The sequence below is a fragment of the endosymbiont 'TC1' of Trimyema compressum genome (assembly GCF_001584725.1).
Classification (GTDB): domain Bacteria; phylum Bacillota; class TC1; order TC1; family TC1; genus TC1.
On record NZ_CP014606.1, the window covers coordinates 369678 to 391322 of the forward strand.

Genomic DNA, 21645 nt, shown 5'->3' on the forward strand with positions numbered 1-21645 from the left:
TGTTACAATAAAAGTTAGTAAAGGAGGCATGTTTTTTGAGAAATGCAGCGTTTTTTTTAACGCCTAAAAGTGAATTGGTTTTTCTTAAAAGGGATGCAACAGTTCGTCAAGGAACGGAAAAGTTGGAAAATCACCCCTTTTTGGAAATTATAGTAATTGACGATGAAGGAAAATTAACGGGTATACTTAGTACTAAAGACTTATTAATAGCTTATCGTCACATTGAAGGATTGTCATTTGAAACAGCCCACCAATTTAAAATTAAAGATATATTTAAAGAAGGTAATTTGAGAACAGTCTATATTGATACACCTGAAGATGATTTAGTTGCTATTGGTGCAAAGCAAAATATTATACCTGTAGTCGATAGTGTAAATACATTTATGGGCATTGTCAGGAGAGCGGATTTACTCCAACAGTATTACCAAGAAATGAGGCAACTTAAAGATGGAAGAGATTAAAAAAGATTATGGTAGATTAGCACTGAAATTACATGAAAAATGCCAAGGGAAAATGGAAATAAAAAGCAAAGTGCCTTTGGACTCAAAAGAGGATTTGAGTATTGCCTATACACCAGGAGTAGCAGAACCATGTTTGCATATTGCTGATAACAAAGAGGATGTTTATCGATATACAAATAAAGGGAATTTAATTGGTATTGTAACAGATGGTACAGCTGTTTTAGGGTTAGGGGATATTGGACCTGAGGCTGCTTTACCAGTTATGGAAGGAAAGGCTATTTTATTCAAGCATTTTGGAAATGTTGACGCTTTTCCTATTTGCTTAGATACTTCAGATCCAGAGGAAATTGTTTCTATTGTAAAAGCCATGGCACCGGGATTTGGTGGTATCAATTTAGAAGATATAAAAGCGCCAAACTGCTTTTATATTGAAGAACAATTAAAAAAACAATGCAATATTCCTATTTTTCATGATGATCAGCATGGAACTGCTGTTGTTACATTAGCAGGTATACTCAATAGTGTTAAGCTAGTAGACAAAACCATGTCCCAATTAAAAGTAGTTGTAAATGGTGCAGGAGCAGCTGGTATTGCTATTACTAAATTACTTTTGGATATTGGTGTATCAGATGTATTTTTATGTGATACAACAGGCATTATTTATGAAGGCAGATTAGAAGGCATGAATACTTTTAAAGAAGAGATGAGTTTAATAACCAATAGAGAAAAGAGAACAGGTAATTTAGGAGATGCTTTAAAAGGCAGTGATGTTTTTATTGGGGTTTCAGTAGCAGGAGCAGTAACTACAGATATGGTTAAGACTATGAATACTGATAGTTTTGTATTTGCAATGGCTAATCCTTTACCGGAAATATTACCTGTGGAAGCAAAGGCTGGTGATGCTAAGGTTATTGCTACAGGACGTTCGGATTTTCCCAATCAAATAAATAATGTGTTAGCTTTCCCGGGTATTTTACGGGGAGCCTTAGATGCCAAAGCTTCAGATATTAATGAAGCTATGAAAATTGCAGCTGCTGAAGCAATAGCTTCTTTAGTTTCAGATGAAGAATTAAGTGAAGACTATATTATTCCAAGTCCCTTGGATGAAAGAGTTGGACCTTTAGTAGCTAAAAAAGTATTTGAAGCTGCTGTAATCTCAGGCGTGGCTAGAAAATAGAAATTAAAAAGGCATCTTTAAGGATGCCTTTTTATAGTAAAAATATTTTATTTCACAAGATCATTTGGATTTGTAACTGCTTGACGGCTACAAACGTTTCTAGCAGTATAAGTTCCTTTTAATTGGAATTTCTCTGCTAAGTAAGTAATTACATCGTAAGCAATTTGCTGTGCTCTTTCAACGTCTATTACACCTTCAGTTGTCATTGCTCTGTGTTGAGGGTAAAAACAGGTTGCATATACTTTTGCTTCGTCTTTCACAATGTCATAGACACTTTCATCGACAACAGCGTAGATGCCGCCTAATAGTACTTTTTCTTGAGGTGGAGTAGTTCTCTCTAATTCAAATACATAATCGATGTTTTGTGAAGAGTTGAGCATTTTGTCACATACAAAGTTTACTGAGATTTTAACGTTCATAAAATCAACTCCTTAATTTGTTATTTGAGTTCATTATACATGAAAATGTTTTCATAATCAATTATTTTCATAATCAATTAAATTAAAGAAATACTGATAAATTAAAGAAATACTGAGAGGCAAATATGGATTTAGAAATTTTTAAAATTAAGAAAGAAATGAATGCAGAAATTAATATTGAACGTTCAGTTTTCATTGGGCATTCATACTTAGTTGAGGATGAAGCAGTTGCTAAGTCTATTATTAAATCTGTTAAAAATAAAAATAAAGAGGCCACCCATCACTGCTCCGCCTATATGATTGGTCGTTCTAGTCAATATGAATTTTGTGATGATAATGGAGAACCAAGTGGCAGTGCAGGATTCCCAATTTTAAATGCTATTAAAAGCTATGGGGTGACCAATACTCTAGTCATTGTAACACGGGGGTATTATGGCGGTAAAAAACTAGGGGTTCGTGGCCTAATTGAAGCTTATGGTAGATGTGCAAAGGAGGTCCTTGAATTAAGTGGAAAAATACAGTGGCTGGAAATGGTGTATCTATTAGTAATAACCCCATATCAAAGTGTAGATTCCATTATGCACTATTTAGATAAAAATGAGATTAAACCAGTTTATAAGGATTTTCAACAGTTTGTTACTTTTAAAATTGAATTACCTGAAAAGCAATATGCTGAGTTTTCAAATTTCTTACAGCAATTTCATGATGTAACATTTTCTAAAATATAAAAAAGTGTTATAATGAAAAATAAGGGAAAGGGGGAAGTCTTTTGTCAATAAGAGAGAAAAAAGAAGAACTTCTAAATGCAATTAAAGTATCTAAAGAATATATGGCCTTTGAGGATGCTAAAAGGGACTTATCATCCTATCCAGATCAAGGTTCTTTTTTAGATGAATATAAACAACTTTTACTAGAAAGCCAATTAGAACAGTTGTTAGGTGGTGGCTCAAATTCAAATTTACAAGAGAAAATGGAAGTGATGTATGAGGAGCTTTCCAAACACGAAGTAATCAACCGTTATTTAATTGCTGAGTATCAGTTGAAAAATGTTTTAACTAATATTTATAAAGACTTAAATCATATTGTTGAGTATAGTGAAAGCGACAACCGCTTTTTCTTTAGTTAAATAAGGAGATAGATAATAAATGAGTGTGTCAAATAATAAAAGAAAAAGAATTATTCAAATTTTTGCTATTGGTATGGCATTAATATTTTTTGCAGGAATATTAATGGGTGCTATTGGCTGTATGGCTATGCCTAAAAAGACGCCTCAAACTGCTAATACACAGCCTTCAAATTATGAGAATTTAGCTGCATCAGATGGGGATTTAGAAGCTACTTTAAATGCTATTAATCAATATCAAAACAATATTAATGAAAATCCTGAAAGTGTTCCAGATTTAATTGGCATTGCTCAAAAATATACCTTGCTAGCTTCAACCTATGAAAAGCAAGGTAATATGGAATTGAGAAATGATGCTTACAATAAATCAATTCCATTCTATGTGTTGATTGGAGAAAAGAGCCCTGAAACTAAGATTGCAGCAGATTATAGAATTGCAGAAGCTTATGGAAAAGTTGGTAATCTTGAGGAAGCAGAAGTTCGTTATCAAAAACTGCTAGAAACAGAGGTTGCTTCAGACCAAGTATCTATTTATCTTACTTATGGTTCTTTTTTAAGAAATGATAAAAAAGATGAAGCTGGAGCCCAGGTGTATTTTGATAAAGCATTAGAAGCTTCAAAGACGGATGATCAAAAGAAACAAGTTCAAACAATGATTGATACAATTAAATCCAAATAACTTCAACTTATTAAACCTTCTGTAATTTTACAGAAGGTTTTTCTATGGGGTGAAAAGTGGTGAAAAGTGGGACTAATTATGATATAATGTGCTAGTAGGTGGTGAGAGTGTTGTTACCCTTTTTAGGTGAGTATTATCATAGTGTAGATTCAAAAGGCAGGATGATTATCCCTTCCAAATTCAGAGACGGCTTTGTAGAGATATTTTATTTGTGTAAAGGATTTGAAGACTGTCTGATGATTTTAAGTTCTAATGAAGTTCAGAAAATTGAAACTAAAATTAAGGAAACACATCTCACTAATAAGGATATAAGGCAGTTTATGAGAATCTTTTTCTCAGGTATGGTAGATGTAAGTTTTGATCCCCAAGGCCGGATATTGATTCCCAAATCCCTTAGAGCTTTTGCTGGTATCGATAAGGAAGCTGCCGTTGTGGGAACAGGACTTTACTTGGAAATATGGCAAAGAGAAAAATGGAGGAGGAAAATAGGACGATGATGGATAGCAATAGAAATCAATTTGATTATGTTTTAGAGGCATTAAATAATGAAGCATGAGTCAGTTTTACTTAAAGAATCAATTGAAGCTTTAAATATTAAAAAAAAGGGTATTTATGTTGATGGAACATTAGGTGGTGGTGGCCATAGTGCAAAAATTGCTGAGGCTTTAGAGGGAACAGGACAGTTGATTGTAATTGATCAAGATCCTTATGCTATTGGCCGTGGCAAAGAGCGCTTAAAAGCTTATAACAATATTACTTTTGTTGAAAATAATTTTTCAAATATTGCTATTATTTTAGAGAACTTAAATATTGAAAAAATAGATGGATTTTTAATGGATCTAGGCGTTTCTTCTTTTCAATTAGATGATGGGCAAAGAGGCTTTAGCTATCATAAAGATGCTGCTCTGGATATGCGTATGAATCCTAATATTGCTGTAACGGCAGCCCGCATTATCAATAGCTACTCAAAAGAAGATTTGGCTCAAATATTTAGACTGTATGGTGAAGAACCTTTTGCTTGGCAAATTGCTAAAAATATTGAAAAAAAAAGAAGTATAAAGCCGATAGAAAATACTTTAGAGTTAGTTGAAATTATTAAAGAATCGATGACTGAAAAAGAAAAAAAGAAAAAAGGACATCCTGGTAAAAGGGTATTTCAAGCGTTGAGGATTGAAGTAAATAGAGAGTTAAGTGCTTTAGAAAAAGCATTAGAAGACAGTGAAAAATATTTATCAATTGGTGGAAGATTAGTTGTTATTACTTTTCATTCTCTTGAGGATAGAATTGTAAAACACTTTATTAAGGATAAAGAAAAACCATGTAAGTGTCCACCGGATTTTCCAGTATGTACCTGCGGAAAAGTGAGCACATTAAGAAATGTGACAAGAAAAGTAATTTTGCCTGCTGAGGATGAGTTAGTAAGGAATAATAGAGCTCGAAGTGCAAAATTAAGAGTGGCAGAAAAGATCTAGGGGGATTAATATGCCGGTAGTTAGAAAAAAGAAAAGAGGAACAGCAATTTATACTAAACTTGCTATTATCCTTTTAGTGTCTTTATTCCTCTTTGTTACCATAAGAGGCGTATCGTCTAATTTTAACCAAGAAAAATTAAGATTAGAAAAAGAAGCCCACTCCTTGGCCAGTTCCAATGAGTGGATAAAATATGAAATTAATGATAAAATATCTTTAGATAACCTTGAAAAGTATGTCTCAGGAGCAGGGATGGCAGAAGCTACAAAAGAACAAATTAAAGTAGTTATTGTGGATAAGAATAAAATTAATCCTCCACCTGTTGTTGCAGCGGAAAAAGAAGAGTCGTTTTTTGATAGTATAAAAAGAACCATAGGGGAATTTTTCAATGGACAGCAATAATGAAGAAAATCAGAAAATAGAAGAAATTAAACGAACAAGAGCGAATAGAAAACGAAAACAAGGAAAAGAATCTAAACCATGGACAGAAGGACAAAGAGTCCGGGTTGTATTTATAGTCGTTGGGGTTCTTTTTCTTCTTGTCGTTGGTAGAATTGTCCATGTTCAACTAATAATGGGAGGGACACTTAAATCCGAAAGCTTGAGCTTGAGGCAGACTCAAGAAGCTATTAAGGCTAAAAGAGGCAGTGTTTTAGATGCAAATGGTGAAGAGCTCGCTGTTGATGCGTCTGTTTATTCTTTATGGGTAGATGCAAATCAGTTTAGAAGCCAACTTGCAAAGAAGAATGTTAATAAAAAAGTTATAGCACAAGAGCTTTCAAAGGCTTTGAGTCCAGAAGGCGTTATAGGTATGACACCTGAAGAAGTCCTTCAAAAAATTGAACAAAACAGTGGTTTTGTTTGGATAAAGAAAAAACTTTCTTTTCAAGAAGTAGAAGCAGTTAAGGAGTTAGGGTATTCAGCTCTAGTATTTCAGGAAGAAAGTAGAAGACACTATCCAAAAGGTGTTACAGGCGGGAATTTAATTGGATTTGTTAATGATTCAGGAGTTGGTGCTGCAGGCGTTGAATCTTCCTATAATGATATTTTAAGTGGTACTGATGGACTTATTGAAGGACAAAAAGATGGCAAACAAAATTTTCTACAAGATACAACTAATACTATTCGAGAGCCCGTTGATGGTAAAAATGTACAGTTAACAATTGATTTGAGAGTACAACATATTGTGGATAAAGAAATGAATAAAATTATTTCAGAATTAAGCCCACAAAAAGCTAGCATTGTTGTCATGAGAACAAAAACAGGTGAAATATTAGGTCTTGGAGATAGCGGTGTTTATGATCCTAACAATTTTAGAGAAACTAATAGTGCTCTATTTAGCGTAAAAGCTTTTCAAGAAGCTTATGAGCCTGGTTCAACAATGAAGCCTGTAATGGCTGCTTCAGCTATTAATGAAGGTGTTGTAACACCACAACAAACTGCATTTTATGACAATGGTTTTAGAACCATTGATGACCATATTATCCGTTGCTGGATTTATCCAAGTAGTCATGGTTATGAAAGTTTAACAGATGGTATGGCCAATTCTTGTAATCCTGTATTTATGGATACCGCTAAACTATTAAGAGACGCTAATCCAGAAGCTTGGTATAAGTATCTGGATAAGTTTGGTTTCGGTAAAAAAACAGCTGTTAATTTTGCTGGTGAAGCATCAGGTATTTTACCTGCAAATAATGCTTATATTTTCCATGCTACTTCTGCTATTGGGCAAGGTATTAGTGCTAGCCCAATTCAGATGGCTACTGCAATTTCTGCTATTGGCAATAAAGGCAGAATAGTTGAACCTAGATTGGTAAAAAGCATTACCAATAGTGCTGGTGAAGTTATAGAAAAAAAAGAGACTGTTCTGGGGGAACAAGTTGTCAGTGAGGAAGCAGCCATTCAAACAATGGATATGATGAAGACTGTTGTAGAACGACCAGGTGCTACAGGTATTTCAGGCAAGCTCGATGGCATTGAATCTGTAGCTAAGACTGGTACCGCTGAAAAATCTGATACTTCTGGTAAGTATGTTAAGGATAAATATATTATTTCCTTTGTAGGGATGGCACCTTATCCAAATCCTGAATTCACAGTATTAGTTATTATTGATGAGCCTACAAAAGGTGGCGGTTCAAGTAGTACTGTAGGTCCTTACTATAAGAGTGTCATGGAAGAAGTCATTAAGACTTTAACAGCAGATAATGTTGCCATTGATGAAAATGTGGCACCAACTGTAATTAATAGTGAGATAATAATGCCTGATTTAACTGGTATGACGGCTAATTACGCTAAAAACTTTTTAAAAGAAAAAGGTATAATACTTGAAGAAGATGCAAAAGGTAATATTGTAAGTCAAAGCAAAAAGGCTGGGGAAAAAATTAAAACAGATTCTTCAGTAACTGTAAAAATTGAAGATAAAGGGTTAGTTGCTGGACAAGTAGTAATGGTTGATTTTACTGGCTTAAGATTACCAGATGTTATGGCTAGAAAAGAGATTATGGGTATCAAAGTAGAAATGAGTGGTACGGGAAAAGTTGTTTCACAAAATGTACCTCCTGGCACCATTTTCAATCAAGGTGATGCATTGCAATTGAAATTTGCTGAATAAAATAGAATGAGGTAATAATAGATGGATTTAAAACAGGTTTTAAAAGATTTGTCGTATACGTTAATCCAGGGTTCTTTAGACACTACAATTATTGGTGTTGAATATGATTCTAGAGCTGTGAAAAAGCAAAGCCTTTTTGTAGCAATTGAAGGATATGCAACGGATGGGCACAAGTATATAGAAGTTGCTATAGAAAATGGAGCAAGTACTATTGTTTTAGAAAAAACATTTGATTATAGATCTTTTCCAGATGTTACTTTTATCGAAATGGCAAATACGAGAAGAGGACTTGCTCAAATTAGCAGTAATTTTTTTGGTAATCCTGGACAAGACATTACTGTATTTGGTGTAACAGGGACTAATGGAAAAACTTCTATTACTTATTTATTAAAACATATTCTAAAGAATGTTGGTAGTAAAGTTGGGGTTGTAGGAACTATTGAAAATCAAATAGGTGAGGCAATAGTACCCAGCGAAGTTACAACGCCTGAATCAAGGGATTTACAATATTTGTTGAGAAGGATGGTTGATGAGGGCTGTAATTATTGTGTAATGGAAGCTTCGAGTCATGCTTTGTATTTAGATAGAGTATATGGGGTACCTTTTTCTGCTGGTATTTTTACTAATTTGACACAAGACCATCTGGATTTTCACGATTCATTAGAATCTTATCTAGAAGCTAAAAAAATACTTTTTCATTCTTTAAAAGAAGATGGTTTTGCTGTAATTAATTTTGATGACCCTGCATCAGAAAGTATTCTCAAAGATTATCAAGGCAAATATGTTACTTATGGTATTCATAAATCCTGTGACTTTAGAGCAGAAAATATTGTTATGGATTTATTTGGAACAAGATACGAATTAAACTATAATGGTTATAAACTAACTGTTCATTTAAAATTAATTGGAGAATTCAGTATTTATAATTCCTTAGGTGCAATTGCTACTGCTTTAACCTATGGATTACCTGCTGACAAAGTATTAGAGGGTGTAAGTCAGGTTACAGTAAATGGTCGTTTTCAATTAGTTGATGGTGCTAAAGATTTTGCAGTCGTTGTTGATTATGCTCATACCCCTGATGGTTTGTTAAATGTACTTCAAACTGGAAGGAAATTAACAGCAGGAAGAGTCATAGGAGTCTTTGGTTGCGGTGGTGACAGGGATAAGAAAAAGAGACCCATTATGGGTAGAATTGGTGGAGAAAATAGCGATATAGTTATTATTACTTCAGACAATCCAAGAACTGAAGATCCTGATTCAATTATTAATATGATTGAGGTAGGGGTACAGGAAGTTAACAATAATTACTATAAAATTGAAAACAGAAAAGAAGCTATAAAAAAAGCCATTGAAATTGCTAGAAAAGACGATATTATTATCATCGCTGGTAAAGGACATGAAGACTATCAGATTCTAGGCAAAACAAAATATCCTTTTAGCGACGTTGAAATTGCTAAAAAAATTTTGGAGAAGGTGGATTGAAAAATGATTGGAAATTTAAAGGAAATTAAAGAAATTTTAGGAGTTGAGCCATTCCTAGGAGATGAAAAGGTCAAAGTCGAATCTGTTTCTATAGATACGAGAACCCTGACAAAGGGAGCTGTGTTTGTAGCTTTGTCAGGTGAGTTTTTTAATGGTAATGATTATATTGATATTGCTGTTGACAAAGGCGCTGTAGCAGTGGTATCTACAGAGCATGAAGAGATTAAAATCCCTTTAATTAAAGTTGAAGATGCTATAAAAGCTTACCAGAAAATTGCCAATTACTATAGAAATCGAGAAGGTTTCAAAGTGGTGGCTATTACTGGTAGCAGCGGAAAAACAACTACTAAAGATATGGTTGCTTGTGTTTTAGAAAAAAAATTAAAAGTTAGTAAAACTTATAAAAACAATAATAATGAAATTGGCTTACCCTATACAATTTTGTCTTCTCCTGAAAATACAGATGTCCTTGTTTTAGAAATGGGTATGAGGAGTTTAGGTGAAATTAGAACATTAACGGAGACAGCTGAACCAGATATTGGTATAATAACTAATGTTGGCATTGCTCATGTAGGAGAGCTAGGTTCAGAAGAGAATATTCTAAAAGCAAAAAGGGAACTTTTTGAGGAGATGAAGAGTAATGGCATTGCCATTATCAATGGTGAAGATAAATATACACGAGCTTTAGAAGAGAGTTTTACTGGCGCTAAAAAAGTATTTGGTTTTCATGATAATGCTACAATTAAAGCAACAGAGATTGTTTTAGGAGAATCAATTTGCAGTTTTAAAGTAATACGAGATGGCGAAACATATTATGCTGAACTACCATTTACAGGTGAGCATTTAATTCTAGATGCATTAGTAGCTCTGGAGACTGGAGCATTATTGGGGATTTCCATTAAACAGGGTATTGAAGCATTAAAAAAATTAGAGGTTAGTCCTGGAAGAATGTCAGTTGAAAAATTGGCAGGTAATATAACTATTTTAGATGATGTCTATAATGCTAATCCAGATTCAACAAAAGCCTCTTTAAAAGTTTTAACTGGGTATAAAGGTAGGGAAATTGCTATTTTAGGGGATATGAGAGACCTAGGAGCATTAGAAAAGCCTTTGCATAAAGAGGTTGGTGCTTATGTTGCAAAACTTGGTATTGACTATTTAATAACAGTTGGATCTGCTTCTAATAATATTTGGCAAGGGGCTGTTGATGGTGGCATGAACAGCAACCAAGCTTTTTCATATATGACAAATGAAGATGCTTTTAAAAAACTAAATGAAATCCTTAAAGAAAACGATACAGTATTAATTAAGGGTTCACGTTTAGTAGGCATGGAAAAAATTATTGAACTATTAAAAAAAGAAAGATAAATTGGGGGATATATATAAATGATTATGTACTTGGTGTTAATTGGAGCCGTTTTTTTGTTATCATTAATAATAGGACGAATTGCTGTAGTTAAATTAAGGGAGCTTAAATTAGCTCAAACTATTAGAGATGATGGACCAAAAAGCCATTTTGAGAAAGTTGGAACACCGAGTATGGGAGGTATTATCTTTATTATACCAATTACTATTGCTTCTTTTTTCTTAATGCCTGCAGCTGTGTTGCCATTATTGGCTATGCTAGCTTATGGTGCCTTGGGAATGTATGATGATTTAGAGAAAAGGGCAATAAAAAAGGGTAAAGGCTTGTCTGTGAAAAAAAAGTTTTTACTGCAAATACTAGCTGGGCTTATTCTGGCTGTTGTTGCATTTTTTGTTAATGGAGGATCTGTCATTGGTTTTTCTAATAGTGTTTCTTTTAGCATTAATATAATTGTTTATTTTATTTTTATGACAATTTATTTTGTTGGGGTAACTAATGCTGTAAATTTAACAGATGGATTAGATGGCTTATCAACAATGGTAACATTGCCAATTGTGGTTGTTTTTATATTAATAAGTTTGTTACAGGGGAATTATCAAATGGTAGGAGTCTGTGGGATAATTCTTGTTGCACTTCTTGGATTTTTGATTTTTAATTTGCATCCAGCTAAAATATTTATGGGTGACACAGGCTCGATGGCATTAGGCGCATTAATTGCTGGTATTGCAGTTGTTTTAAAAGTAGAATTATTACTATTAATATTAGGCTTAGTTTATATTGCTGAAACAGTTTCAGTAATGCTTCAAGTCCCATACTTTAAGACTACTGGTGGTAATCGCTTTTTTAAAATGGCGCCATTACATCATCATTTTGAGTTATCTGGTATGAAAGAAACCTCAGTTGTTAAATGGTTTACTATTGCTTCTTGTATTATTTCTCTCATAGCATTTATTATTTATTGGAGTATTTAGTATGATTGAATTTAAAGGAAAAAAAGTATTAGTTTTAGGAGCAGGAAAAACTGGAAAAAGCGCTGCTTTATTTTGCAAAAATAAAGCAGCTATTGTTACTTTAGCCGATGAACAGTCAATTGGTGAAATTGATGAACATATTGAAAAAAAAATTGGATTTTTTAGCCATTTAGCTTGTAATGACTTTGATTTAATTATTCAATCCCCAGGGATTTCGAGACAGCATCCATTTTTATTGAAAGCAGAGGACGAAGGCATTGCAATTATTGGGGAAATTCAGTTAGCTAGTTTTTTTGCTAAAAAACCAATTATTGCTATTACAGGCACTAATGGTAAAACTACTATAACTTATGGTTTGGGGCATCTCTTCAATACTTGTAAAAAATCTACTGAATTAGTTGGCAATGTGGGTTTTCCTTTTGTTGATGTAGTAGAAAATAATGTGGAAAACTTTGTTTTAGAAGTTTCTAGCTATCAGCTTGAAGCTATTAGTGATTTTAAACCACATATTGCTATTATAACTAATTTAACACCTGACCATTTAGAACGACATAAAACAATGGAAAACTACTTTAATATAAAAAAGCATATATATGTGAATATGAACAGTAATGACTATTTAATAGTAAACGGTGATGACCCCTATATGAGCACTATTAAGAAAGAAAATCATGACTTTACTTTATATGAGTTTAGTGCGAATAAAAAAGTAAAGGGCATTTATTTAAATGGTGATACAGTTTATTTGAATATTGATAATAATCCAACACCAGTATTTTTGAGAAATGATTTAAAAATTATAGGCAAACACAATGTTGAGAATATAATGGCTGCCTATTTAGCTGCTTATTTAAGTGGCTGTAATAGGAGTTGTTTAGAAGAGGGTGCGAGAACTTTTGAGGGAGTTCCTCATCGTCTAGAGTATGTTGCTACATTAAATGGAATTAAGTATTATAATGACTCAAAGTCAACAAATCCAGAAGCCGCTATAACTGCACTTCAGGCTTTTGCTGGAGAAAGCCTTTATATTATTTTAGGTGGCAGTTCTAAAGAGGTATCTTATGAATCGCTTGGAAACTATTTGAAAAATAGCAATGCTATTCCTATTGTGCAGGGAGAAACTAAAGACGAAGTTAAGGAGGCTTTAAATAAAGCCGATGTTAAAAATATACTAGAGGCTAACTCTGTTAAAGAGGCTTTGCTTTTAGCTACAGAATTAGGAAAAGATGGAGATATAGTTCTCCTATCCCCAGCTTGCGCTAGCTTTGACCAATACGCAAATTTTGAAAAAAGAGGGGATCTATTTAAGGAGTATGTTAATGGACTCAAATAAAGACCCTAAACCAGTTAGAACACGTAAAAAATATAAAAAAAAGAAAGCTTTCAAATCTTTTAAAGGTAACAAAATACCTAATGGTATGTTGCTACTAATTTTAGTGAGCATCCTTTGTATTTTTGGCTTATATATGGTGTACAGTGCATCTTATGTTGGGGTGGTATCTGCTTCAGGAGAACTAACCTCGCCATGGTATTATTTAGTGAGACAGCTTAGAGGTATTGTGCTAGGAGTCATTCTAGGTTATATATTTTTTAGATTACCAAGTATGAATGTGAAGGCACAGAGAATTATAATTGGTGGTTTTTTTATAGTATCTTTTTTACTATTAATATATGCTTATGCTTTTGGCGAAGCTATTAATGGCTCAACTCGCTGGATACAACTGCCATTTATTAACATACAACCTTCTGAGCTTTTAAAAATAGCATTGGTTTTAGTGGTAGCTTCTTTATTGAGTAAAATGAAAAAGCATATAGTTATTTTCTTTTTGCTCAGTTTAATTATTCCTGCCATGGTTGCTATAGAAAACCTTAGTTCTGGTTTGCTTATGATAGCAGCTGTTTTTGTGATGTTTGCTGTATATGGATTGAAAAAATATCAAATTATTACATTTACTAGTATAATTGGTGTTTTTGGTGTGCTTTTTATATTATTTGAGCCATATCGTTTAGGCAGGATTACTAATTATTTAACAATGCTTGTAAATCCTTTAAAAGCTGATTATCAGACTAAAGAAAGCCTATATGCATTGGCAAATGGGGGAATTGCAGGAAAAGGAATTACCTATAGTACTCAAAAATTCTTTTATTTACCAGAACATCATACTGATTTTATTTTTGCTATAATTGGGGAAGAATTAGGTTTTTTAGGCGAAATAATATTAATGGGATTGTTTTTCTTAATGGTTTATTTCATTTATCAAATTGCGATTCAAGCTAAAACTTTATTTATGAAATATGCATGTCTTGGTTTTGGTACATTATTTGCTATTCAGATTGTATTAAATATTGGTGTTGTTTCAGGCTTACTGCCTGTTACTGGTGTTACATTGCCTTTCTTAAGCTATGGTGGATCATCTTTGATGACTAGCTTAATGATGATTGGATTTGTATTGGGATGTTCAGAGCTAAAAAGGAGAGAAAAAAATAGATGGGGAAGAAAAAGGGCAATAACATAGTGGTTACAGGTGGTAAAACAGGTGGTCATATTTACCCTGCTTTAGCAATTGCAGATATATTATCAGATGATTTGGGTGCCAATCCCTTTTATATTGGCGCCAAAGATGGAATGGAAGCTCAAGTTCTTAAAAATGAATCAATACCATTCTATGGGTTATCTTTAGGTCCTTTAGTAGGTATTTCATTTTCGGGAAAAATAAAAAATATGTTAAAGAATATCGGTTCATTTTTTAGAAGTTTTTCTTTATTAGGTCAAATAAAGCCGAGACTAATTATTGGTACTGGCGGTTTTGTTTGTGGGCCAGTATTGGCAGCCGCTTTTTTTAGAAGAATACCTATAATTATTCATGAGCAGAATGTTGAGCCGGGAATTACCAATCGATTACTGAGTCATATTGCAAAGGAAATATGGATGACATTTAACGAAAGTGCCTCTTTTTTTCCTAAAGGCAAAAAAAAAGTGCTAACTGGCATGCCTTTAAGGGCCTCCTTTCAGAAGGACTCAATGACTAAGAAAAAAGCAAAAGCGCATTTTAAGTTTGCGGAAAATGATAAAGTGCTACTCGTTACAGGAGGGAGTCAAGGATCAAGAGTCATTAATAGGAATATAATGGAATCCTATAAGAATATTATAGAGATTTTAGGCTATAAGATTATTCATATTACTGGTCCATCTTTATATGATGAGGTGGTCAATCAATTTGATGAAACAACTAAAAATTATATAAAAGATAATAAACTTATTGTAACAGGGTATATGAATGACATGGATATTGCTTTACAGGCTGTAGATATTGCTATTAGTCGTTCAGGGGCAAGTTTTATTTGTGAGTTAATTTCATTATCTTTATTTAGTATTCAAGTACCATTAAAAACTTCGGCAGGAAATCATCAATTGAAAAATGCCAAGGTTTTAGAGAAAGTTGGACTTGCTAAAGTTATTGAGGAGGATGAATTAATTAAAGACTCTTTCTATTTAGCCCTGACTTCTTTACAGATGGGAGAGATTCATACTATAATTAAAAATAAAGTTGGAATTTTATATGGACAGAGTACAATTGAAATTATTAGAAGGGAATCTGAAAAGTATTTAAGGTGATAGATTTATGAAAAACATACATTTTATAGGAATAGGTGGAACCGGCATGAGTGGACTAGCCAATATTTGTTTGGAAAAAGGTTGTCATGTTACTGGGTCTGATTTAAAAGAATCCGATACTGTGAAATATTTGGAAAATAAAGGGGCTGTTATAACAATAGGACATAATGGGGATTTATTGCCTAAAACATCTGAAGTTGTCGTTTATTCAACAGCCGTTAAAAAAGACAACCCAGAAATAAAGGCTGCAAATCAATCAGGTATACTTATTTGGCATCGCAGTGAGCTTTTAAAATGGTTAACGGAAGAAAAGACTACTTATGGTATTGCAGGAGCCCATGGCAAAACGACTACTACAACTATGGTTGCTGAAATTTTTAATAAGGCAGAAACCCATCCAACAGTGGCAGCAGGTGGCAAGTTGATTTTTCATGGTGCCAATGGAATCTATGATTCAGAAGGGGAAATTTTAATTGCAGAGCTAGATGAAAGTGATGGTTCATTTTTAAAGATGAAAGTAGATTCTGCCATTATTACAAATATTGATGATGATCATTTAGATTACTATAGAACTAAGGAAAAAATTATTGAAGCATTTAAAGAGTTTATTGGGAATGTTAAAAGTAATATAATTATTAATGGGGAAGATGAAACACTAAGAGTTTTAGTTAAAGATAAGGACAATGTAATTACTTTTGGTTTTGAAAATTGTGATTATACCATAGAGGATATTAATGTTCAGAACTATAGAAATACTGGGAAGGTATACTATAAAGGAGAATATATTGGCACAATAAATATACCATTACCAGGCGTTCATAATTTACAAAATGCTCTAGGCGCTTTAGTTTTGGCTAGACTTAAAGGGATACCAGATGAGGTAATATTTAAGAGTTTAGATACATTCCAGGGCGTAGGGAGACGATTTGAAGTAGTTGGACAAAAAAATGGGATAACCATTGTTGATGACTATGCTCATCACCCTAATGAAATTGATGCCTTATTAACAGGAGCTAAATCATTTGGCTACAAGCGAGTAATTGCAGTATTTCAGCCACATCGTTATACAAGAACTAATCAATTATTTGATGAATTTGTAGCTGTACTTAAAAATGCAGATTTAGTTATTGTCAGTCCAATATACAGTGCTGGTGAAACGCCTATAGAAGGTATTTCTAGTGAAAAGCTAGTTGAATCTATTGGCTCTAGTGGCGTATACAAAGAAAACTTTTCTGAAACTGTTCAGTATTTAATAGAGAATGCAATGGCCGAAGATTTAATTTTAACAATAGGCGCTGGAGATATTTGCGATGTAGGTAGATTGTCTTTATCAGCACTTTAGGAGGATACAATTAGTGGATTGGATAAGTATTTTAGAAAAGACTTATAAGGAACCATTTACAAGAGATTATAAGATGGCTTCTTTAACTACTTGGAAAATTGGTGGTATTTCTGCTGTTGTGGCACTTCCAGAAACTATTAATGGCTTAGTTACACTTATTAATTTCGCAACAAAAAATATAATTCCTTACTATATTCTAGGCAGAGGTTCTAATGTATTGGTTGGAGATAATTACTTTAATGGAATAATCATATATTTAGGAAAAAATTTTTCAAGTATTTTTACCAAGGGTAATGAAATTGAGGCTTATGCAGGTGTTACATTAAACCAAATAGGTGTATTGGCAAAAAAATCAGCTTTTAAGAACGCAGAGTTTTTAAGGGGTATTCCTGGCTCATTAGGTGGTGCTTTAATTACAAATGCAGAAGCCTATAAAATTGCTATTTCTGATTTTGTAGAATCTGTAAGAGTATTTGAAAATGGCGTTTTTAAGGATTATAATCAATCGATGTGTGATTTCTCCTATCGTCATTCAATATTTGAAAAAAAAGATAATTTTTGTATTGTAAAGGCAACTCTAGTATTTGAAAAAGGGGATATAGAGACTATTAACCAGAATTATAAAAACACTATTGAGTTTAGAAAAACGAAACAGCCAAAATACCCTAATGGTGGCAGTATTTTTAAAAATCCTAAAAATGGTCCTGCAGCTGGATATTTAATTGATCAGCTGAAGCTAAAAGGACTTGATAAAGGAGATGCAGTTATATCAGAAGTTCATGGCAACTTTATATTAAATAAAAATAAGGCTAAGGCTGCAGATGTATTATATTTAATTGAGAAAATAAAAAATCAAGTTATGAAAGCATATAATATAGAGTTGCAGTTAGAAATAAAAAAAATCAATTGTTAGTTTGATTTATAAAATGAAAATTGTTATAATTAAAACTAGGTTTTTATAGGGGGAGAGTCCCATCAAAGAGAAACAAAAATATACAATTAGTGTAAGGAGCAAAAAAAAGCAAAAAAAAGAGAAGAAGCAGTTTAGACGGGACAGAATATTGATTGCCTTATTTGTCTTATTATTAATCATTGCTTCAGCTTATTTTGCATTTTTCTCTAGTTTTTTTAATATTAAAAAAGTGGAGGTAATTGGAGCTCAAACGCTAAAGCAAGAAGATATTATAGCCATAGCCAAAATCAAAATAGACAGTAATCTTATTTTACAAAATACTGCTGAAAAAAGTGCTATGATTAAAGAAAATTTTTCAAGAATTCAGGATGTAAGTGTGAAACGATCCTATCCAAACACAATGATTATTAGTGTAGAGGAGAAGCAACCATTAATTATTGGTGTTACTTTAAATAACTTTATACTGATTGATGATAATGGCGAAGTAATTGATGTTATGGCAGTAGATGCAAAACCTGGTGTTAGTAAAATCAATGCACCTATATTATCCAGTATGATTTTTCCAGTTACAGTTACTCAAGGACAAATTCTAGTGGAGACTTCATTGAGACAAGCAATTGCTTTTGTAAAAGGTGTTCCTGAAGATAGGAAACACTTAATTAATGAAATCCGAGTTAAAAATGGATTTATTTCTATTTATCCAACAGGTGACTTTGAAGCCATAATGGGGGATAATAAAAATATGATCAAGAAGTTAAACACTTTAGAGACTTTACTAAAAGACACTGAGGTGCTAGATAGGGCTATTGCTTATATGGACCTGTCTGTCCCAGATAGACCCATCATTAAAGAGCAATAGAAAGAAGGAGGGAATCCTAGTGATAGAATTCGAGGATGTTAGTTTTGATAATTTAGCTAATATTAAAGTTATAGGAATTGGCGGCGGCGGCAACAATGCCATTAATAGAATGATTGATTCAGGCGTTCAAGGGGTGGATTTTATTTCCATTAATACTGACTCGCAAGCTTTAAAAGGAACACTTGCAACTAAAAAGATTCAGATTGGTAGCAAGTTAACTAAAGGTTTAGGAGCCGGAGCTAACCCTGAAATTGGCAAAGCAGCTGCCGATGAAAGCAGAGAGGATTTATACAAGCTTCTGCAGGGAGCTGATATGATTTTTATTACTGCTGGCATGGGTGGTGGTACAGGTACAGGTGCGGCGCCTGTAGTTGCTCAAATTGCTAAAGAAGTAGGAGCACTTACAATTGGTGTTGTTACTAAACCTTTTTCATTTGAGGGAAAGAAAAGAGCTAAACAAGCTCAAGAAGGAATTGAAAAACTGTCAGAATTTGTTGATAGTTTAATTATTGTACAAAATGATCGTCTTCTTGAGTTAGCTGATAAAAGAACGCCGATGGTTCAAGCTTTTAAAATGGCTGATGATGTTTTGAGACAAGGTGTACAAAGTATTTCTGATTTAATTGTCATACCATCCTTAATTAATTTAGACTTTGCTGATGTTAGAACCATTATGAGTGAAAACGGTGCTGCCTTAATGGGTATTGGAAGAGCTTCAGGTGATAACAGAGCCCAAGAGGCTGCTTTAGCTGCTATTTCAAGCGCCCTTCTTGATACGAGCATCGATGGTGCTAAGGGTATTCTCTTAAGTATAGCAGGTGGAGATGATTTAACTTTATTTGAAGTCAATGAAATTGCAAGTATTGTTACTGAAGCTTGTGATGATGAAGTAAATGTAATTTTCGGTGCATCAATTAACCCAGAACTTGGCGACGATATTGCTGTTACTGTAATAGCCACAGGATTCCCTAGCGATTACTCCAAGAAGAAGAAAAAGGTAGATAAAGACAGTCAGGATGAAGATTCAGATTTAGACGATGATGATCAGTCTTCTGAAGAAGATGAATTTAAATTTAATAAATTAGATGTTGCATTTAAAATTCCTAATTTCTTAGAATAGGATATTGAGATGCGCTGTGTATTTTGTGGTAGTTTAGATTCAAAAGTTTTAGATTCAAGACCTGCTGATGATGGTTATGCTATTCGCAGGAGACGTGAATGTATTGAGTGTAAAAAAAGATTTACGACTTATGAAAAAATTGAGCAAATGCCTTTAGTTGTTGTTAAAAAAAATGGCGAAAGGGATTTATTTGATCGAGAAAAATTAGTAAAGGGCTTATTAAAGGCTTGTGAAAAAACCAATGTTTCTTATGATACTATTGAGACTATTGTAGCAGAAATCGAAAGAGATTTATTAAGTGGAACAGAAAAAGAAATTTCCAGTCAATTAATTGGCGAAAAAGTAATGGATGCGCTACAATCAGTGGACCCTGTAGCTTATGTTCGTTTTGCTTCAGTTTACAGGGAGTTTAAGGATGTTGAAACTTTTATGAATGAAATAGAGACGCTGCTTAAAAACACAAAAAATGATTCTATTAATAGCCGCTCTATTTGAGCGGCTATTTTCAAAGGGGAAAATATGGAGTTAGAAGATAAAATACCATTAAAATATTTAGAAAGTAATCTATTAAAAGAGATGCCTTTTATTAGCCATCTTTTTTCTACAAGGATAAATGGTTGGAGCTTTAATAATGAAGAACTTAATTTAGGACTCCATGTTGGAGATCAAAAAAGGCAGTCTTAAAGAATCGGAGAAAGCTATGTAAAGTACTATTCTATTGCTTCTGAAGATTTAGTTTCTGGAGAACAAATTCATGGTGTTCAAATCCACCAGGTAACAATGGCTGATTTAGGCAAAGGGAGCCTTTCATAAGAATCTTCATTAAGAGGTATAGATGGTTTAATTACCAATATACCAGGTGTTCCTTTATTTGCATTTTATGCTGATTGTACACCAATCTATTTAGTTGATGAAAGAAAAGAAGCTATTGCTCTATTACATGCTGGTTGGAAATGAACTGTAGGCAATATAGTTGGTGAAGCTCTTCAAGCTATGACGAAAGCCTATGGCACAGTGATCCCCCAAATATTAAAGCTTAGATTGGGCCAAGAATTGAAAGCTGTTGCTACGAGGTCGGTGAAAATGTATTATCTAAAATTAGAGAATTAAATTTATTTAAACCTCCTTTTGTTGAAAATAGGCATATAAGTTTAGGGGCAATTAATGAAGCTCTTTTAAAAAGAGCTGATGTTTTGAATAATGAAGTATCACCTTATTGTACCAGCTGTCATAATGATTTGTTTTTTCTTATCGTAAGGAAAATGGACAGACCGGACGACTTGGGGCTGCTTTATTAGTGATTAATGAAATATAGAGGGGTTATTATGAATAATTATTTAGAAAATAATCTTAAAGAAATTAGAGAGAATATAGATGCAGCTAAGAAGAAAGCAGGAAGGGTTGATGACATTTTATTGTTAGGGGTAACTAAAACTTTTCCAGTGGAAATTATTGAGGCTGGAATTCCTTTAGGTATCCGTGCTGTAGGTGAAAATAAAGCACAGGAATTGGTTGCTAAATATGATATTGTTGGCAACAGAGTTTCATGGCATTTTATTGGACATTTACAGAGAAATAAAGTAAAATACATTATTGATAAAGTTGATTTAATTCATTCTGTTGAGTCTGTGTCGTTGGCTAAAGAAATAGGTAAAAGAGCTTTGCAATTTGGTCATAACCAGAAAGTATTATTAGAAATAAATATTTCTGGAGAAGAAACCAAATTTGGTTTAAAAAGAGATGATGTAGTTTCATTTATAGAGGAAGCTAAGAAAATTCCAGGCTTGCAGATTTCGGGGTTAATGACAATGGCCCCACATAGTGATGATACACAATTAGTTAGAGGTGTTTTTAAAGGATTACGACTTCTTAAAGAAGAAATCGAATCACTTAAAATAGAGGGGGTTTCCATGGATTATTTATCTATGGGAATGAGCCACGATTATGAGTTGGCTATATTGGAAGGTGCTAATATTGTAAGAATTGGCTCCTTACTTTATGGCAAAAGAGATTATACTAAATAATAAATGGAGGTA

25 protein-coding genes are annotated in these 21645 nt (G+C 33.2%); 24 read left to right on the top strand and 1 reads right to left on the bottom strand.

Annotation, left to right across the window (positions count from 1 at the left end; translation table 11 throughout):
* The first annotated feature begins 35 nt into the window (after positions 1-35).
* A complete protein-coding gene (locus AZF37_RS02375) occupies positions 36-461 on the top strand; it encodes a CBS domain-containing protein (RefSeq protein ID WP_088369409.1) in 426 nt (141 codons plus the stop codon).
* The gene (locus AZF37_RS02380; RefSeq protein ID WP_088369410.1) at positions 448-1638 is read left to right on the top strand and encodes an NAD(P)-dependent malic enzyme; all 1191 of its coding nucleotides are present in this window, start codon (positions 448-450) and stop codon (positions 1636-1638) included. Before AZF37_RS02375 ends, AZF37_RS02380 begins: the two co-directional genes overlap by 14 nt.
* 47 nt (positions 1639-1685) lie before the next feature.
* On the opposite strand, the gene AZF37_RS02385 is transcribed toward AZF37_RS02380, so the two are convergent.
* The gene (locus AZF37_RS02385) at positions 1686-2018 is read right to left on the bottom strand and encodes a hypothetical protein (protein WP_162473835.1); all 333 of its coding nucleotides are present in this window, start codon (positions 2016-2018) and stop codon (positions 1686-1688) included.
* 164 nt (positions 2019-2182) lie between these two features.
* On the opposite strand from AZF37_RS02385, the gene AZF37_RS02390 reads away from it, so the two are divergent.
* From AZF37_RS02390 to AZF37_RS02490, 22 genes are all read left to right on the top strand, one after another.
* Positions 2183-2785: an IMPACT family protein gene (locus tag AZF37_RS02390; protein ID WP_088369412.1), complete on the top strand. Its 603-nt coding sequence runs from the start codon at positions 2183-2185 to the stop codon at positions 2783-2785.
* A 41-nt stretch (positions 2786-2826) separates the two neighbouring features.
* Positions 2827-3183 (top strand): YlbF/YmcA family competence regulator, encoded by a 357-nt coding sequence (locus AZF37_RS02395; RefSeq protein ID WP_088369413.1) that lies wholly within the window; start codon positions 2827-2829, stop codon positions 3181-3183.
* A 19-nt stretch (positions 3184-3202) separates the two neighbouring features.
* Entirely contained in the window at positions 3203-3859 is a 657-nt protein-coding gene (locus AZF37_RS02400) for a tetratricopeptide repeat protein (RefSeq protein ID WP_088369414.1), read from the top strand.
* 110 nt (positions 3860-3969) lie between these two features.
* Positions 3970-4356 (top strand): division/cell wall cluster transcriptional repressor MraZ, encoded by a 387-nt coding sequence (gene mraZ, locus AZF37_RS02405; RefSeq protein WP_162473836.1) that lies wholly within the window; start codon positions 3970-3972, stop codon positions 4354-4356.
* A 48-nt stretch (positions 4357-4404) separates the two neighbouring features.
* Positions 4405-5331: a 16S rRNA (cytosine(1402)-N(4))-methyltransferase RsmH gene (gene rsmH / locus AZF37_RS02410; RefSeq protein WP_088369416.1), complete on the top strand. Its 927-nt coding sequence runs from the start codon at positions 4405-4407 to the stop codon at positions 5329-5331.
* A gap of 10 nt (positions 5332-5341) precedes the next feature.
* Positions 5342-5731 (top strand): hypothetical protein, encoded by a 390-nt coding sequence (locus tag AZF37_RS02415; RefSeq protein WP_088369417.1) that lies wholly within the window; start codon positions 5342-5344, stop codon positions 5729-5731.
* On the top strand, positions 5718-7940 hold the full coding sequence (locus AZF37_RS02420) for a peptidoglycan D,D-transpeptidase FtsI family protein (protein ID WP_088369418.1): 2223 nt from the start codon (positions 5718-5720) through the stop codon (positions 7938-7940). The genes AZF37_RS02415 and AZF37_RS02420 overlap by 14 nt, the downstream gene beginning before the upstream one ends.
* A gap of 21 nt (positions 7941-7961) precedes the next feature.
* The gene (locus tag AZF37_RS02425) at positions 7962-9422 is read left to right on the top strand and encodes a UDP-N-acetylmuramoyl-L-alanyl-D-glutamate--2,6-diaminopimelate ligase (RefSeq protein ID WP_088369419.1); all 1461 of its coding nucleotides are present in this window, start codon (positions 7962-7964) and stop codon (positions 9420-9422) included.
* Positions 9423-9425: 3 nt separating this feature from the next.
* Entirely contained in the window at positions 9426-10790 is a 1365-nt protein-coding gene (locus AZF37_RS02430) for a UDP-N-acetylmuramoyl-tripeptide--D-alanyl-D-alanine ligase (RefSeq protein WP_088369420.1), read from the top strand.
* A gap of 18 nt (positions 10791-10808) precedes the next feature.
* Positions 10809-11759: a phospho-N-acetylmuramoyl-pentapeptide-transferase gene (gene mraY / locus AZF37_RS02435; RefSeq protein ID WP_088369421.1), complete on the top strand. Its 951-nt coding sequence runs from the start codon at positions 10809-10811 to the stop codon at positions 11757-11759.
* Between the two features lies 1 nt (position 11760).
* Complete coding sequence (murD, locus tag AZF37_RS02440) at positions 11761-13092, top strand: UDP-N-acetylmuramoyl-L-alanine--D-glutamate ligase (protein ID WP_088369422.1); 1332 nt, start codon at positions 11761-11763, stop codon at positions 13090-13092.
* A complete protein-coding gene (locus tag AZF37_RS02445) occupies positions 13079-14275 on the top strand; it encodes an FtsW/RodA/SpoVE family cell cycle protein (protein ID WP_162473837.1) in 1197 nt (398 codons plus the stop codon). The genes murD and AZF37_RS02445 overlap by 14 nt, the downstream gene beginning before the upstream one ends.
* The gene (locus tag AZF37_RS02450) at positions 14248-15375 is read left to right on the top strand and encodes a UDP-N-acetylglucosamine--N-acetylmuramyl-(pentapeptide) pyrophosphoryl-undecaprenol N-acetylglucosamine transferase (protein ID WP_088369424.1); all 1128 of its coding nucleotides are present in this window, start codon (positions 14248-14250) and stop codon (positions 15373-15375) included. The genes AZF37_RS02445 and AZF37_RS02450 overlap by 28 nt, the downstream gene beginning before the upstream one ends.
* A 7-nt stretch (positions 15376-15382) precedes the next feature.
* Positions 15383-16717, top strand: coding sequence for a UDP-N-acetylmuramate--L-alanine ligase (gene murC / locus AZF37_RS02455; RefSeq protein ID WP_088369425.1), 1335 nt, complete (start codon positions 15383-15385; stop codon positions 16715-16717).
* 13 nt (positions 16718-16730) lie between these two features.
* Entirely contained in the window at positions 16731-17630 is a 900-nt protein-coding gene (murB, locus tag AZF37_RS02460) for a UDP-N-acetylmuramate dehydrogenase (protein WP_088369426.1), read from the top strand.
* A gap of 148 nt (positions 17631-17778) precedes the next feature.
* Positions 17779-18489: a cell division protein FtsQ/DivIB gene (locus AZF37_RS02465; protein ID WP_281178896.1), complete on the top strand. Its 711-nt coding sequence runs from the start codon at positions 17779-17781 to the stop codon at positions 18487-18489.
* A 19-nt stretch (positions 18490-18508) separates the two neighbouring features.
* On the top strand, positions 18509-19609 hold the full coding sequence (gene ftsZ, locus AZF37_RS02470; protein ID WP_088369428.1) for a cell division protein FtsZ: 1101 nt from the start codon (positions 18509-18511) through the stop codon (positions 19607-19609).
* Between the two features lie 9 nt (positions 19610-19618).
* Positions 19619-20104 carry a transcriptional regulator NrdR gene (gene nrdR, locus AZF37_RS02475; RefSeq protein WP_088369429.1) on the top strand — a complete coding sequence of 162 codons (486 nt, stop codon included), beginning with the start codon at positions 19619-19621 and terminating at the stop codon, positions 20102-20104.
* Between the two features lie 24 nt (positions 20105-20128).
* Positions 20129-20293 carry a hypothetical protein gene (locus AZF37_RS10285; RefSeq protein WP_162473839.1) on the top strand — a complete coding sequence of 55 codons (165 nt, stop codon included), beginning with the start codon at positions 20129-20131 and terminating at the stop codon, positions 20291-20293.
* 147 nt (positions 20294-20440) lie between these two features.
* The gene (locus AZF37_RS13085) at positions 20441-20566 is read left to right on the top strand and encodes a laccase domain-containing protein (protein ID WP_088370640.1); all 126 of its coding nucleotides are present in this window, start codon (positions 20441-20443) and stop codon (positions 20564-20566) included.
* A 95-nt stretch (positions 20567-20661) separates the two neighbouring features.
* Positions 20662-20907 carry a laccase domain-containing protein gene (locus AZF37_RS13090; protein ID WP_425425454.1) on the top strand — a complete coding sequence of 82 codons (246 nt, stop codon included), beginning with the start codon at positions 20662-20664 and terminating at the stop codon, positions 20905-20907.
* Positions 20908-20934: 27 nt separating this feature from the next.
* Positions 20935-21633, top strand: coding sequence for a YggS family pyridoxal phosphate-dependent enzyme (locus tag AZF37_RS02490; protein ID WP_088370641.1), 699 nt, complete (start codon positions 20935-20937; stop codon positions 21631-21633).
* Positions 21634-21645 lie beyond the last annotated feature (12 nt).

Coding starts and splice junctions, on each gene's coding strand:
- AZF37_RS02380 (WP_088369410.1), top strand. CDS start 448: ATGGAAGAGATTAAAAAAGATTATGGTAGATTAGCACTGAAATTACAT.
- AZF37_RS02385 (WP_162473835.1), bottom strand. CDS start 2,018: ATGCTCAACTCTTCACAAAACATCGATTATGTATTTGAATTAGAGAGA.
- AZF37_RS02390 (WP_088369412.1), top strand. CDS start 2,183: ATGGATTTAGAAATTTTTAAAATTAAGAAAGAAATGAATGCAGAAATT.
- AZF37_RS02400 (WP_088369414.1), top strand. CDS start 3,203: ATGAGTGTGTCAAATAATAAAAGAAAAAGAATTATTCAAATTTTTGCT.
- rsmH (WP_088369416.1), top strand. CDS start 4,405: ATGAAGCATGAGTCAGTTTTACTTAAAGAATCAATTGAAGCTTTAAAT.
- AZF37_RS02415 (WP_088369417.1), top strand. CDS start 5,342: ATGCCGGTAGTTAGAAAAAAGAAAAGAGGAACAGCAATTTATACTAAA.
- AZF37_RS02420 (WP_088369418.1), top strand. CDS start 5,718: ATGGACAGCAATAATGAAGAAAATCAGAAAATAGAAGAAATTAAACGA.
- AZF37_RS02425 (WP_088369419.1), top strand. CDS start 7,962: ATGGATTTAAAACAGGTTTTAAAAGATTTGTCGTATACGTTAATCCAG.
- AZF37_RS02430 (WP_088369420.1), top strand. CDS start 9,426: ATGATTGGAAATTTAAAGGAAATTAAAGAAATTTTAGGAGTTGAGCCA.
- mraY (WP_088369421.1), top strand. CDS start 10,809: ATGATTATGTACTTGGTGTTAATTGGAGCCGTTTTTTTGTTATCATTA.
- murD (WP_088369422.1), top strand. CDS start 11,761: ATGATTGAATTTAAAGGAAAAAAAGTATTAGTTTTAGGAGCAGGAAAA.
- AZF37_RS02445 (WP_162473837.1), top strand. CDS start 13,079: ATGGACTCAAATAAAGACCCTAAACCAGTTAGAACACGTAAAAAATAT.
- AZF37_RS02450 (WP_088369424.1), top strand. CDS start 14,248: ATGGGGAAGAAAAAGGGCAATAACATAGTGGTTACAGGTGGTAAAACA.
- murC (WP_088369425.1), top strand. CDS start 15,383: ATGAAAAACATACATTTTATAGGAATAGGTGGAACCGGCATGAGTGGA.
- nrdR (WP_088369429.1), top strand. CDS start 19,619: ATGCGCTGTGTATTTTGTGGTAGTTTAGATTCAAAAGTTTTAGATTCA.
- AZF37_RS10285 (WP_162473839.1), top strand. CDS start 20,129: ATGGAGTTAGAAGATAAAATACCATTAAAATATTTAGAAAGTAATCTA.
- AZF37_RS02490 (WP_088370641.1), top strand. CDS start 20,935: ATGAATAATTATTTAGAAAATAATCTTAAAGAAATTAGAGAGAATATA.